Annotated in this window: 12 protein-coding genes; 6 read left to right on the top strand and 6 right to left on the bottom strand. The window is 71.9% G+C overall.

All coding sequences use genetic code 11. The features are described 5' to 3' along the window. Nucleotides 1-17: 17 nt before the first annotated feature. Complete coding sequence (locus AC0682_RS06875; protein ID WP_478531351.1) at nucleotides 18-602, top strand: GMC family oxidoreductase; 585 nt, start codon at nucleotides 18-20, stop codon at nucleotides 600-602. A gap of 198 nt (nucleotides 603-800) precedes the next feature. Here AC0682_RS06875 and AC0682_RS06870 read toward each other — a convergent pair whose 3' ends face one another. The 5 genes from AC0682_RS06870 to AC0682_RS06850 form a co-directional block, all read right to left on the bottom strand. Next, nucleotides 801-1,775 (bottom strand): acyl-ACP desaturase, encoded by a 975-nt coding sequence (locus tag AC0682_RS06870; protein WP_478531350.1) that lies wholly within the window; start codon nucleotides 1,773-1,775, stop codon nucleotides 801-803. A gap of 161 nt (nucleotides 1,776-1,936) precedes the next feature. Further along, nucleotides 1,937-4,222: an ATP-binding cassette domain-containing protein gene (locus tag AC0682_RS06865; RefSeq protein ID WP_478531349.1), complete on the bottom strand. Its 2,286-nt coding sequence runs from the start codon at nucleotides 4,220-4,222 to the stop codon at nucleotides 1,937-1,939. A 66-nt stretch (nucleotides 4,223-4,288) separates the two neighbouring features. Beyond that, entirely contained in the window at nucleotides 4,289-5,920 is a 1,632-nt protein-coding gene (locus AC0682_RS06860; RefSeq protein WP_478531348.1) for an ABC-F family ATP-binding cassette domain-containing protein, read from the bottom strand. A gap of 259 nt (nucleotides 5,921-6,179) precedes the next feature. Further along, entirely contained in the window at nucleotides 6,180-6,596 is a 417-nt protein-coding gene (ssgD, locus tag AC0682_RS06855; protein WP_478531347.1) for a spore wall synthesis regulator SsgD, read from the bottom strand. 251 nt (nucleotides 6,597-6,847) lie between these two features. Further along, nucleotides 6,848-7,150 carry a YciI family protein gene (locus AC0682_RS06850; protein WP_478531346.1) on the bottom strand — a complete coding sequence of 101 codons (303 nt, stop codon included), beginning with the start codon at nucleotides 7,148-7,150 and terminating at the stop codon, nucleotides 6,848-6,850. Nucleotides 7,151-7,203: 53 nt separating this feature from the next. Here AC0682_RS06850 and AC0682_RS06845 point away from each other — a divergent pair, with 53 nt between their 5' ends. Both AC0682_RS06845 and mmpA read left to right on the top strand, forming a co-directional pair. Further along, entirely contained in the window at nucleotides 7,204-7,896 is a 693-nt protein-coding gene (locus AC0682_RS06845; RefSeq protein WP_478531345.1) for an endonuclease V, read from the top strand. Nucleotides 7,897-8,098: 202 nt separating this feature from the next. Beyond that, complete coding sequence (gene mmpA, locus AC0682_RS06840) at nucleotides 8,099-8,245, top strand: morphogenic membrane protein MmpA (protein ID WP_165586177.1); 147 nt, start codon at nucleotides 8,099-8,101, stop codon at nucleotides 8,243-8,245. A gap of 7 nt (nucleotides 8,246-8,252) precedes the next feature. On the opposite strand, the gene AC0682_RS06835 is transcribed toward mmpA, so the two are convergent. Next, nucleotides 8,253-9,443 carry a saccharopine dehydrogenase family protein gene (locus AC0682_RS06835; RefSeq protein ID WP_478531342.1) on the bottom strand — a complete coding sequence of 397 codons (1,191 nt, stop codon included), beginning with the start codon at nucleotides 9,441-9,443 and terminating at the stop codon, nucleotides 8,253-8,255. 274 nt (nucleotides 9,444-9,717) lie between these two features. Between AC0682_RS06835 and AC0682_RS06830 the strand changes: the two genes are divergently transcribed. From AC0682_RS06830 to AC0682_RS06820, 3 genes are read left to right on the top strand one after another with little or no spacing between them, the layout of a single operon-like run. Beyond that, complete coding sequence (locus tag AC0682_RS06830; protein ID WP_254811314.1) at nucleotides 9,718-10,854, top strand: CaiB/BaiF CoA transferase family protein; 1,137 nt, start codon at nucleotides 9,718-9,720, stop codon at nucleotides 10,852-10,854. Nucleotides 10,855-10,862: 8 nt separating this feature from the next. Then, nucleotides 10,863-12,005, top strand: a complete 1,143-nt coding sequence (locus tag AC0682_RS06825; RefSeq protein ID WP_254811313.1) for an acyl-CoA dehydrogenase family protein — start codon at nucleotides 10,863-10,865, stop codon at nucleotides 12,003-12,005. 51 nt (nucleotides 12,006-12,056) lie between these two features. After that, nucleotides 12,057-13,271 carry an acetyl-CoA C-acetyltransferase gene (locus tag AC0682_RS06820; RefSeq protein ID WP_254811312.1) on the top strand — a complete coding sequence of 405 codons (1,215 nt, stop codon included), beginning with the start codon at nucleotides 12,057-12,059 and terminating at the stop codon, nucleotides 13,269-13,271. Nucleotides 13,272-13,307 lie beyond the last annotated feature (36 nt).

Raw genomic sequence — 13,307 nt, 5'->3', positions numbered from 1 at the left:
CCAACGTCGGGGAGGCTGTGGCCTTCGTCCGCTCCAGCCCCGAACAGGCCGCCCCCGACCTGGAGTTGATCTTCGCCCCGGCGCCCTTCATCAACCACGGGCTGACCGCCCCCACCGAGCACGGCATCACCCTCGGCGTCGTCCTGCTCCAGCCGGAGAGCACCGGCCGGATCACCCTCGCCCCCGACGGCACCGGGGTGCGGATCGACCCCGGGTACCTCACCGACGAGTCGGACCTGCGCCGCATCATCGCGGGCGTGCGCCGCGCCGAGAGGCTACTCGCCTCCCCGCCCCTCGCCGTGCACACCGGTTCACCCATGGGCTTCTATCCGGGCGTGGTCGACGACGCCGAGCTGGCCCGGGCGGTCCGGGGTGCGGCCGAGACCCTCTACCACCCGGTCGGCACCTGCCGCATGGGCCAGGACGAGGGGTCCGTCACCGATCCCCGCCTCCGGGTGCGCGGCGTGAGCGGGCTGCGGGTCGTCGACGCGTCGGTGATGCCACGGATCACCCGCGGCCACACCCACGCCCCGACCGTCGCCCTGGCCGAGCGTGCCGCCGAACTCATCCGCGCCGGCGCCCGGGTGGCGGCGGTCCGGTAGCGCGCCGGGCAGTTCCGCCGCCGATGCCCTGGCCGAGGCCCCGGCCGGTGAGCAGGCCGCCACCGCGCTGGAGCGAGCGCCGACCCTGCCGGCCACCGCGACCTCGTACCGCAGGCGGTCTCCCCGCGGGGCGCCCGGCCGCTCGGTTGCCTCGGACGCGGCCGTCGTCCGGGGCGCCCGGGCGCCCCGCCGGGTGTCTCAGTCGCGGCCGCGGGCCGCCATCCGGGCCTTGCGGGCGGCGAGCTTCTCGTCGAACTTCGCGGCCTCGCTGTCCAGCCCGCCCATGTACAGCCCAAGCTCCTCCTGGGCCTTCATGCCCTCGGGGCCGAGCCCGTCGATGTCCATGACCTTGAGGTAGCGCAGCACCGGCTGGATCACGTCGTCGTGGTGGATGCGCATGTTGTAGATCTCGCCGATCGCCATCTGCGCGGCGGCCCGCTCGAAGCCGGGCATGCCGTGGCCGGGCATCCGGAAGTTGACGACGACATCGCGCACGGCCCGCATGGTCAGGTCCGGCGCCAGCTCGAAGGCGGCCCCCAGGAGGTTGCGGTAGAAGACCATGTGCAGGTTCTCGTCGGTCGCGATCCGGGCCAGCATCCGGTCGCAGACCGGGTCGCCGGACTGATGGCCGGTGTTGCGGTGGGAGACGCGGGTGGCCAGCTCCTGGAAGGCGACGTACGCCACGGAGTGCAGCATCGAGTGCCGGTTGTCCGACTCGAACCCCTCCGCCATGTGCGCCATGCGGAACTGCTCCAGCTTGTCCGGGTCGACGGCGCGCGAGGTGAGCAGGTAGTCGCGCATCACGATGCCGTGGCGGCCCTCCTCGGCGGTCCAGCGGTGCACCCAGGTGCCCCAGGCGCCGTCGCGGCCGAAGAGGGAGGCGATCTCGTGGTGGTAGCTGGGGAGGTTGTCCTCGGTGAGGAGGTTCACCACGAGCGCGATCTTGCCGATGTCGGTGACCTTGGACTGGTCCGCCGCCCACGCCTCGCCGTCCTCGAAGACGCCCGGGAAGTTCCGGCCGTCGGAGAAGGGCACGTACTCGTGCGGCATCCAGTCCTTGGCGACCTTGAGATGGCGGTTGAGCTCCTTCTCGACCACCTCTTCCAGCGCGTACAGCAGCTGGGCGTCGGTCCACGCCTTCGAACTGCCGAGGTGGGGAGAAGTGATCGTCACGGGTGGCTCCTGGGGACGGGAGAATTACCTACGGATACGTAGGTTACGAGACCGTAGGTTAAGGCGACCGTAAGGGTAAAACCAAGCCCGTCCCCGCTGGTGCCCGACTACGTACCGTCATGTGCGCAGTTCATGCCGGGTGGTGCGCGGGTCTTCGCAGGTCAGCGGGGCTCGACGGGCAGCCCGAGATCCCGCCGCAGATACTCGGCGGTAACCGAGGTGCGGTCCGAGAGCAGCCCCTCCGGCGTGCCCTCGAAGACCAGCTCGCCGCCCCTCTTCCCACCGTCGGGGCCGAGGTCGATCACCCAGTCCGCCCGTTTCACGACCTCCAGGTTGTGCTCCACGCACACCACCGTGTTCCCCGCGTCCACCAGCCGGTCCAGCAGATCCACCAGCGCCCCCGTGTCGGCCAGGTGCAGCCCGGTCGTCGGCTCGTCCAGGACGTACACGCTGGAGGTGCGGTGCAACTGGGTGGCGAGCTTGATCCGCTGGCGCTCGCCGCCGGAGAGCGTGCTGAGCGGCTGCCCGAGCGTGAGATAGGTGAGGCCGACCTCGTCGAGCGTCCGCAGTTTCCGCAGCAGCGCCCGGTCCTCGAAGAGCCCGACCGCCTGTGCCGCCGTCATCTCCAGGACGTCGACGATGGACCGGCCGCCGACCCGGTGCTTGAGCACGTCGTCGTGGAACCGGCGGCCCTCGCACTCCCGGCAGGTCGTGGTCACCGGGTCCATGAACGCCAGGTCGGTGGAGATCTCCCCACGCCCCGCGCAACCCGGGCACGCCCCGGCGGAGTTGAAGCTGAACAGCCCGGCGTCGACGCCGTTGTCCCGGGCGAAGACCTTGCGGATGGTGTCCAGTGCGCCGATGTACGAGGCCGGGGTCGAGCGGGACGAGGCGGTGATGGCGCTCTGGTCGATGACCACCGCCTCGGGGTGGGCCGCCGTGAACACCTCCGACACCAGCGTCGACTTGCCCGAACCCGCGACCCCGGTCACCACGGTCAGCACCCCGGCCGGGAACGACACGTCCAGCCCCTTGAGGTTGTGCAGATCGGCTCCCCGCACCGGGAGTTGCCCGGTGGGGGAGCGGAACTCGCCCTTGAGCGGGGTGCGTCGGCGCAGTGACCGGCCGGTCAGCGTGGCCGACGCGCGCAGCCGGTCGAACGGCCCCTCGAAGACGACGTGTCCGCCCTCCGAACCCGCCCGCGGACCCATGTCGACGATATGGTCCGCCACCGCCATCACATCCGGGTCGTGCTCGACCACCAGCACGGTGTTGCCCTTGTCACGCAGCCGCACCAGCAGATCGCCGAGCCGCCCGACGTCCCGCGGGTGCAGCCCCACGCTCGGCTCGTCGAAGACGAAGGTCAGCCCGGTCAGCGAACTCCCCAGGTGCCGGACCATCTTGAGCCGCTGGCTCTCACCGCCCGACAGGGTGGACGTCTGCCGGTCCAGGCTGAGATAGCCGAGCCCGATGCCCACGAGCCGCTCCAGCCGCTCACGGGCCGCCGCCGCGATCGGGCCGCCCACCGGGTCGTCGATCCGCGCCAGCACGCCGACCAGCTCGGAGACCTCCATCCGCCCGTAGTCGGCCGGCGAGAGCCCGTCGACCCGGGTGGCGAGCGCCGCCGCGTTCAGCCGCGCCCCGTCGCAGGAGCCGCAGACCCGCTCGACGGTGAACCGGTCGGCCGCCGCGCGCCGCTTCTCCGACAGCGACGCCGTGTCCCGCTTGAGGTAGAGCCGCTCGAACCGGGTCACCGCCCCCTCGAACCGCATCTCCGCCGATGCCGTCCGCATGTCGACCTGGACGGTGAACCCGGAGCCGTACAGCAGGAGTCGCCGGTCCTCCTCGCTGAACTCCCGCAGCGGCAGGTCGTTGTCGAACCGCCCCGACCCGCCGTACAGGCTCCACTCCCAGCTGCCGACCCCCAGCCCGGGCAGCAGCAGCGCGCCCTCGTTCAGCGACTTCGACCAGTCCACCGCCCGGTCCAGATCGAGCCGGACCACCCGCCCCACCCCGTCGCACTCCGGGCACATCCCCGCCGGGTCGTTGAAGGAGTACGCGGTGGCCCCGCCCGCGCTCGGGGTGCCGTAGCGGGAGAACAGCACCCGGAGCACCGACCAGATGTCCGTCGCCGTGCCCACGGTCGAGCGGACGTTGCCGCCCAGCGGCTTCTGGTCGATGACGACGGCCACGGACAGGTTCTCCATGGACTCCGCCCGGGGCCGCTCGTACTTCGGCAGCCGGTTGCGCAGGAACGAGGTGAAGGTCTCGTTGAGCTGCCGCTGGGACTCCACGGCGATCGTGTCGAAGACGACCGACGACTTCCCCGAGCCGGACACCCCCGTGAAGACGGTGATCCGGCCCTTGGGCAGGGTGAGGGAGACATCGCGCAGATTGTTCTCGTGGGCTCCGGTGAGGGTGATGGAGCGGTCGGTGCTGTGATCCATACCGGCGACGCTAGACGGGATACCCGACAGCTTCTGTCGCCTTTTGTCGCGGATCACGCGGGCCGCTCACCGGCCCGCCCGCACCTCCTCCGGCGAGGTGTCCCGCAGCTCCCCGTCCAGCGAGAGCCAGCGGGTGATCCCGATCGACTCCAGGAACGGCACGTCGTGGCTCGCCACGATCAGCGCCCCCTCGTACGCCGCCAGGGCCTCGGTCAGCCGCCGTACGCTCGCCAGGTCCAGGCTGTTCGTCGGCTCGTCGAGCAGCAGCAGCCGGGGCGCCGGGTCCGCCAGCAGCAGCATCGCCAGCGCCGCCCGGAACCGCTCCCCGCCCGACAGCGTCCCGGCCGGGAGGTCGGCCGCTCTGCCCTTGATCAGGAACCGCGCGAGCCGGGCCCGTACCTCGTTGTCGTTCAGACCGGGCGCCGACCGCTTCACGTTCTCCGCCACCGACAGGGCGTCGACCAGCGAGTCCAGCCGTTGCGGCAGGAAACCCAGCGGCAGCAGCGCCGTGGCCTCCCCGGAGAGCGGGGCCAGTTCGCCCGCGACCGTCCGCAACAGTGCTGTCTTTCCTGCCCCGTTGCGCCCGGTCAAGGCGATCCGCTCGGGCCCGCGCACCACCAACTCGCCGTGCAGCGGCGGCCCGTAGGGCGGGACGGGATCGCGCAGGAGCAGCACCTCGCTCCCCGGGTGCACCCGCGTCCCGGGCAGCTCGATCCGGATCTCCTCGTCCGTACGGACCGCCGACTGCGCCTCGTCCAGCCGCTCCCGCGCCTCCGCCAGCCGCTCGGTGTGCAGGATGCGGTGTTTGCCGGCCGACTCCTGGGCGGACCGCTTGCGCTGGCCCATCACCACCTTGGGCTCCCGCTTTGTGTCCCACATCTTCTGCCCGTACCGCCTGCGCCGTGCCAACTTCATATGGGCATCGGCCAGTTCGCGCTTCTGCCGCTGTACGTCGGACTCCGCGGCCCGCACCATCCGCTGCGCCGCCTCCTGCTCGATCGCGAGAGCCTCCTCGTACGCCGACAGGTTGCCTCCGTACCAGGTGACCGAGCCGTCCCGGAGATCCGCGATCCGGTCGACCCGCTCCAGCAACTCCCGGTCATGGCTGACCACGAGCAGTGCCCCGGTCCAGGCGTCGACAGCGTCGTACAGCCGCCCGCGGGCCACGGTGTCCAGGTTGTTCGTCGGCTCGTCCAGCAGCAGCACCCCGGGCCGCTCCAGCAGCAGGGCCGCCAGCCGCAGCAGCACACACTCACCGCCGGACATCTCCCCGACAGTCCGGTCCAGCCCGAAGTGGCCGAGGCCGAGCCCGTCCAGGGCGGTGCGGGCGCGCTGCTCCACGTCCCAGTCGTCACCGATCACGGCGAAGAGTTCCTCGCGTACGTCACCGGCCTCGACGGCGTCGATCGCCGCGCGCCGCTCCGCGATGCCCAGCACCTGATCGACCCGGAGCGCGGTGTCCAGGGTGGCGGTCTGCGGCAGATGGCCGAGCCCGCCCCGGACCTTGATCTCCCCCTCCAGCGGGGTGAGTTCACCGGCGATCAGTCGCAACAGGGTGGATTTGCCGCACCCGTTGACCCCGATGAGGCCGGTGCGGCCGGGGCCCACGGCGAAGTCGAAGCCGGAGAGGACCTCGGTGCCGTCGGGCCAGGAGAAGGAGAGGGAGGTACAGCTGACATGGATGCCGGAGGATGACATACGGGACTCCCGTGTACGTCGAGAAGCGGAAGGAACGGTTCGCTGATGCGCTGAGATCGCACGGGCGCGCCTGGAGCCACGGCAAGGCATGGCGGCGCCGCACGGTGCGGGGACCTCAGATCAGCAACGTCCTTCTCCGATCGACGACAACAGGGACATCACGAAGGTAGAACCGGGACGCACGGCCCGGCAACGGGTTTTCCGCGGCGCGGGAGCCCGCGCCGTCAGGGCGTCGACGCGAACGCGCCGTGCCGCGGTCTCAGCAGGAGCCGCCGAGCAGATCGGTCAGATCCCGGTCCAGGTCGAGATGGCGGTACTCGTCACCCACCGGCACCAGCTCCTGGGCCCGCTCCAGGAAGCGCCGCAGCTCCGCCGTGTGTACGTGGACCATGGCGACACCCTCCGCCGCGTGGAACTCCAGCACCGTCCGCTCGTACCCGAACGGCCGGACCCGTACGTCCCCCTCCCCGGCGGGCGTGTCGACCCCGGTCGTCAGCAGCTCGCGGGAGAACTCCCAGGACACCTCGGTCCCCTCCAGGGTCGCCGGGGCCGGGAACGCCATCCGCACGGCGAAGGGGTCCTGGACGTCGTAACTCAGAGTGGCGGGCAGGGTTTCCATCCGCGGTGCGGACGCGACCATGCGGGCCTGCACGGACTGCTCGATAACGCTGGACAAGACCTGCTCCCTCTCGCGGCTGGGTGAACGGTTCCCGGCATGGGAGTAGACGACGGAACTCGACGATCCGTGCACCGGCGGTTGGCGTGAGCTGCGTCACCGCCCAGGCGTCACCGCCCGGCCGGCCAGGCGTGCCGCCCACGCTCCGCTCCTCCTCCGGGCTCTCCTGCACCCCCGCCCTCCTGCCCGCTTCCCGGCCGCGCACCCCGGAAGGCGTCGGCCCGGCGGAGGGGAGGAAGTGGCCGACCGGCCTACTGGCCGGGCAACACCTCCTTGAAGGAGGCGAGTTCGGGTGCGGTCCTGGTCGCGATGAACTCCGTGATCCGGTAGGCGCAGACGCCGTGCGCGGCGAAGGGGTCGGCCGCCGCGATCTCCTCGATCCGCGCCCGGTCCGCCCCGACGGCGAGGATCACCCCGCCGTCCCGCGGGTTCTTGCGGCCGGAGGCGATGAAGACGCCCGCCGCGTAATTCTCGTCGAGCCACGCGATGTGCTCCCGCATGAGCGCGTCCGCGCGCTCGACCGGGGCGGTGTAGGTCAATTCGAGTACGAACATGATCGCCAGGCTACGGGACCGGGGCCACCCCGACAGCGCCTAAGCTGCTGGTCATGACGACACAGCCCCCTCCCGCCCACCAGACCCCCGCGAACGAAGCCGAGGGCCGGGCGATCCAGGACCGCCTGCGCGGCCTGGTGGTGCTGGACGAGCCGGGACCGGCGCCCGGGACCGGGCTGGTGACCGGGGTCGACGTGGCGTACGACGACGCGAAGGACGTGGTGGTCGCGGCGGCCGTCGTCCTGGACGCCGAGACCCTGGAGACCGTGGACGAGGCCACCGCCGTCGGCACGATCACCTTCCCCTACGTCCCCGGGCTGCTGGCCTTCCGCGAGATCCCCACCGTGCTGGAGGCCCTGGAGTCGCTGACCGTCGACCCCGGCCTGATCATCTGCGACGGCTACGGCCTCGCCCACCCCCGCCGCTTCGGCCTCGCCAGCCACCTGGGCGTGCTCACCGGACTGCCCGTGATCGGCGTCGGCAAGAACCCGTTCACCTTCTCGTACGAAGCCCCCGGCCCCCGGCGCGGGGACTTCTCCCCGCTGGTGGACGGGGACGAGGTGGTGGGCCGGGCCCTGCGGACCCAGGAGAACACCAACCCGATCTTCGTCTCCGTGGGCCACCGGATCGACCTCGACAACGCCTGCGCCCACACCCTCCGCCTGGCCCGCCGCTTCCGCCAGCCGGAGAGCACCCGCCGCGCGGACGCCCTCTGCCGCCAGACCCTGCGGGAGGCGACGGCCTGAGGGCCGGCGCTCCCCTCAGGCCGGCCCACCGCCGCGTCGGTGGGCCGGAAGACGGGACACGCCCGGGAGTTGCCCAGGGGGCGAACCGCCAACGCCTCCGACGGCCCGTGCCACTGGAACTCGGCGGTGGCCGGCCGAGTATCCGGCCGACTGAGTATCCGTACGGATGGCGTAAACCGATCTTGCTGGGCAGGCTGAACGTATGAACACCTCTCGTACGGCCATCCGGACCGCCAGGCCCCTCGACCCCGCCCAGCGCCGCATCGCGCTCGGCATGGCCCTCGGCGGGGTCGTCGGCCTCGTCTGGCTGGGCGCGATGCTCTACACGCTGGTGAGCTGGATCTTCTAGCGGAGCCTCACCGCACCGCCGCCACCCGGAAGCGGATCCCCGCCGCCGTCAGCCGCTCCAGCAGCGCATCGCCCATCGCGGTCGCCGTGGTGACCTGGCCGGAGGCCTCCGGGAGCTTGTCCAGGGCGAGGCAGAGCGCCGACTCGGCCAGTATCTTGGCCGTCTCGCCGTAGCCGGGATCGCCGCCGGACACCTCGGTGAAGACTCGTCGGCCCCCTCCTTCCCCGACGAAGCGGACGGTGAACCAGCTCCGCCCGCGGCGCTCCGCGTCCGGCCCCTGCCCCGCCTCGTACCGCCCCATCAGCCACTCCCGTACGGGCTTCACCTGCGCGGCGGCGACCAGCGTGCCCACGGCAGCCGGGCCGCCGAGGGCCATCGGCAGGGTCTTGACCGAGGCGAAGTGGCGGTAGCGGAAGTCGGGGCCGTACCGCTCCAGCGCCCGCGCCGAGCGTCCCACGATCGCCGGGTCCACGGTCGGCAGCGGCAGCGCCCAGGTGCCGACGGACCCGTTGAAATGCGGGGAGCCGAGCGGAGTGCGGACCCGGCGGCCCACCCGGCGGGGCTCGTACAGGCGTCGTTCCCGGGCCGCCAGCAGCATCTGCGGTCCGCGGCCCATCGCGGTGAGCGCCGAGGCGAACGTACCGCCGGAGAAGACGGCGTTGCTGCGGACGAACCCGTCGACGGTCAGCGGCACGCCCTCCGGCAGCTGCTTGACCGTGAAGTACGCCCCCAGGTCGTGCGGTACGGCGTCGAAGCCGCAGGCGTGCACGATCCGGGCCCCCGTCTCCCGGGCCCGCGCCTCGTGGCGCACATACGTCCGGTCGATGAACTCCGCCTCGCCGGTGAGATCCAGGTAGTCCGTCCCTGCCTCGGCGCAGGCGGCGACGAGCTTCTCTCCGTACAGGATGTACGGCCCCACGGTCGTGGCCACCACTCCTGTGGAGTGCGCGAGTTCGCGCAGCGCGTCCTCGTCGTCGGCGTCGGTCTCCAGCAACGGCAGGTCGGCGCAGGCGGGTTGGACGGCGGCGAGTCGGTCGCGCAGTCGCTCCAGCCTGGCGCGGCTGCGACCGGCCAGCCCCCAGCGCAGCCCCTCGGGGGCGTGGGTCGCCAGGTACTCGGCCGTGAGCACCCCCACGAAGCCGGTGGCGCCGAAAAGGACGACGTCCAGCGGGCGTGGTGCCTCGTTCTGCCTGTTCACGACTGCCTCCGGGGGCAAGGGGCGGCGGAGATGTGGCAGGCAGGCTAGCGGAGGGGCGCGGCGACCGTGCGGCCGGGAGGGGTGTGCGGGCGTCGGTGGGGGCGGGCCGCGGCGTGGGCGTGGCCGCGTGGAAGGTCCGGTGGGGATGCGGGAGGATGCGCGAGCGCGGGAAGGAACTAAGCGCTTGCTCGGCCCAGGGGGTTGTGCCGGGCCGGGCACGTTCTTAGCATCATTGATGTTACATCGGTTGTGTCACACCCTTGGGGGCTCACGGATGGCAAGGACCGGGCAGCACGGCCCGCTGGCAGGAGTCCGTGTCGTCGAGCTGGCGGGGATCGGCCCCGGACCGTTCGCGGCGATGCTGCTGGCGGACCTCGGCGCCGATGTCGTCCGCGTCGACCGGCCCGGCGGACCGGCCCTCGGCATCGACCCGGCGTACGACATCACCAACCGCAACAAACGCTCCGTCCTCGTCGACCTCAAGGACGAAGGTGGCGCCGGACGCGTCCTGGACCTGGCCGAGCGCGCGGACATCCTGATCGAGGGGTACCGCCCCGGCGTCGCGGAACGGCTCGGCGTCGGGCCCGAGGCCGCTCTCGCCCGGAACCCGAAGCTGGTCTACGGGCGGATGACCGGGTGGGGCCAGAACGGGCCGCTGTCCCAGCGGGCCGGCCACGACATCGCGTACCTGGCGCTCACCGGCACCCTCTCCATGATCGGCCGGCCGGACGAGCCGCCCGTGGTCCCCGCCAACCTGGTCGGGGACTACGCGGGCGGCTCGCTCTACCTCGTCGTCGGGGTGCTCGCCGCCCTCCAACACGCCCGCACCCCGGGCGGCGCGGGGCAGGTGGTGGACGCGGCGATCGTCGACGGCGCCGCCCACCTCGCCTCGATGATCCACGGCATGCTGGCCGCCGGAAGCTGGCAGGACCGGCGCGGCACCAACCTCCTGGACGGCGGCTGCCCCTTCTACGGCACCTACGCCACCTCCGACGGCGGCCACATGGCGGTCGGCCCGCTGGAAGCGCAGTTCTACGCCGAGTTCGTCCGACTCCTCGGCCTCGCGGACGCCTTCCCCGACCGGTGGGAGCCGGCCCGCTGGGACGCACTGCGCGCCGCCGTCACCGAGCGCTTCCTGACCCGTACGCGCGCGGAGTGGACCGAGGTCTTCGAGGGCACCGACGCCTGCGTCGCCCCCGTCCTCTCCCTCCGCGAGGCACCGCACCACCCGCACCTGGCCGCCCGCTCCACCTATGTCGAGCACAGCGGCATCACCCAGCCCGCCCCCGCCCCGCGCTTCTCCGCCACTCCCGCCTCCGTCCGCGGCGGCCCCGCACGGCCGGGCGCCGACACGGACGCCGTCGCCGCCGACTGGGACGTACCGGGGCTCCGGCCCACACCCCGAGACTAGGAGACCCCGTGCAACGCCAGATCTTCACCGAGGAGCACGACGCGTTCCGCGAGACCGTCCGGGCCTTCCTGGCCAAGGAGGTGCTCCCGTACTACGAGCAGTGGGAGCAGGACGGCATCGTCTCCCGCGACGCCTGGCTCGCCGCCGGGCGCGCCGGGCTGCTCGGCCTCGCCGTCCCCGAGGAGTACGGGGGCGGCGGAACCACCGACTTCCGCTACAGCGCGGTCCTGGCCGAGGAGTTCACCCGGGCCGGGGCGCCGGGCCTGGCGATCGGCCTGCACAACGACATCATCGGCCCCTACCTCACCGGCCTCTCCACCGACGAGCAGAAGCGGCGGTGGCTGCCCGGCTTCTGCTCCGGCGAGACCGTCACCGCCATCGCCATGACGGAACCGGGCGCCGGCTCCGACCTCCAGGCGATCCGCACCACCGCCGAGGACAAGGGCGACCACTGGCTGATCAACGGCTCCAAGACCTTCATCTCCAACGGCATCCTGGCCGACCTGGTGATCGTCGTCGCCAAGACCACGCCCGACGGCGGCGCCAAAGGGCTCTCGCTGATCGTCGTCGAGCGGGGCGCGGAGGGGTTCGAGCGGGGCCGCAACCTCGACAAGATCGGCCAGAAGTCGCAGGACACCGCCGAGCTGTTCTTCAACGACGTCCGCGTCCCCAAGGAGAACCTCCTCGGTGAACTCGACGGCGCCTTCATCCACCTGATGACCAACCTGGCCCAGGAGCGCATGGGCATAGCGGTCGCCGCCATCGCCGCCGCCGAACACCTGCTGGAGATCACCACCCAGTACGTCAAGGAGCGCGAGGCCTTCGGACGTCCGCTGGCCAGGCTCCAGCACATCCGCTTCGAGATCGCGGAGATGGCCACCGAGTGCGCGGTCACCCGCACCTTCCTGGACCGGTGCATCGTCGACCACTCGGACGGGACGCTGGACGCGGTCCACGCCTCCATGGCCAAGTGGTGGGCCACCGAACTCCAGAAGCGCACCGCCGACCGCTGCCTCCAACTCCACGGCGGCTACGGCTACATGAGCGAGTACAAGGTCGCGAGGGCGTTCACCGACGGCCGTATCCAGACCATCTACGGCGGCACCACCGAGATCATGAAGGAGATCATCGGCCGCTCGCTGCTCGCCTGAGCCCTCCCCGGGCCCCTCGTTCTTCACCACCACCCTCGAAAGGCAGCTGTCTTGAGTACCGAAGCATTCGTCTACGACGCGATCCGCACCCCGCGCGGTCGCGGCAAGGCCAACGGCGCCCTGCACGGCACCAAGCCGATCGACCTGGTCGTCGGCCTCATCCACGAGATCCGGGGCCGCTTCCCGGACCTGGACCCCGCCGCCATCGACGACATCGTCCTCGGCGTGGTCAGCCCGCTCGGGGACCAGGGCTCCGACATCGCCCGGATCGCCGCCATCGCCGCCGGCCTGCCCGACTCCGTCGCGGGCGTGCAGGAGAACCGCTTCTGTGCCTCGGGCCTGGAGGCCGTCAACCTGGCCGCCGCCAAGGTCCGTTCGGGCTGGGAGGACCTCGTGCTCGCCGGGGGCGTCGAGTCGATGTCCCGGGTGCCGATGGGGTCCGACGGCGGCGCCTGGGCGATGGACCCGATGACCAGCTTCGAGACCGGCTTCGCCCCGCAGGGCATCGGCGCCGACCTCATCGCCACCGTCGAGGGCTTCAGCCGCCGCGACGTCGACGAGTACGCCGCCCTCTCCCAGGAGCGCGCCGCCGCGGCCTGGAAGGACGGGCGCTTCGCCCGCTCCGTCGTCCCCGTGCGGGACCGCAACGGCCTGCTCGTCCTGGACCACGACGAGCACATGCGCCCCGGCACCACCGCCGACTCCCTCGCCTCCCTCAAACCCTCCTTCGCCGCCATCGGCGACATGGGCGGCTTCGACGCTGTGGCGCTCCAGAAGTACCACTGGATCGAGAAGATCGACCACGTCCACCACGCGGGCAACTCCTCCGGCATCGTCGACGGCGCCGCCCTCGTCGCCATCGGCTCCCGGGAGGTCGGTGAGCGCTACGGCCTCACCCCGCGCGCCCGGATCGTCTCCGCGGCCGTCTCCGGCTCCGAGCCCACCATCATGCTCACCGGCCCCGCCCCCGCCACCCGCAAGGCGCTCGCCAAGGCCGGGCTGACCATCGACGACATCGACCTGGTCGAGATCAACGAGGCCTTCGCCGGGGTCGTCCTGCGCTTCGTCAAGGACATGGGCCTGAGCCTGGACAAGGTCAACGTCAACGGCGGCGCCATCGCGCTCGGCCACCCGCTCGGCGCCACCGGCGCGATGATCCTCGGCACCGTCATCGACGAACTGGAGCGCCGCGACCAGCGGTTCGGCCTGGTCACCCTCTGCGTCGGCGGCGGCATGGGCGTCGCGACCGTCGTCGAGCGCATCTGACCCGCCCCGCCCCGGCCACCCCCGCTTACGGAGAAG

The organism is Streptomyces sp. NPDC043746 (assembly GCF_056436485.1).
This window is presented reverse-complemented; position numbering and strand designations above follow the sequence as displayed.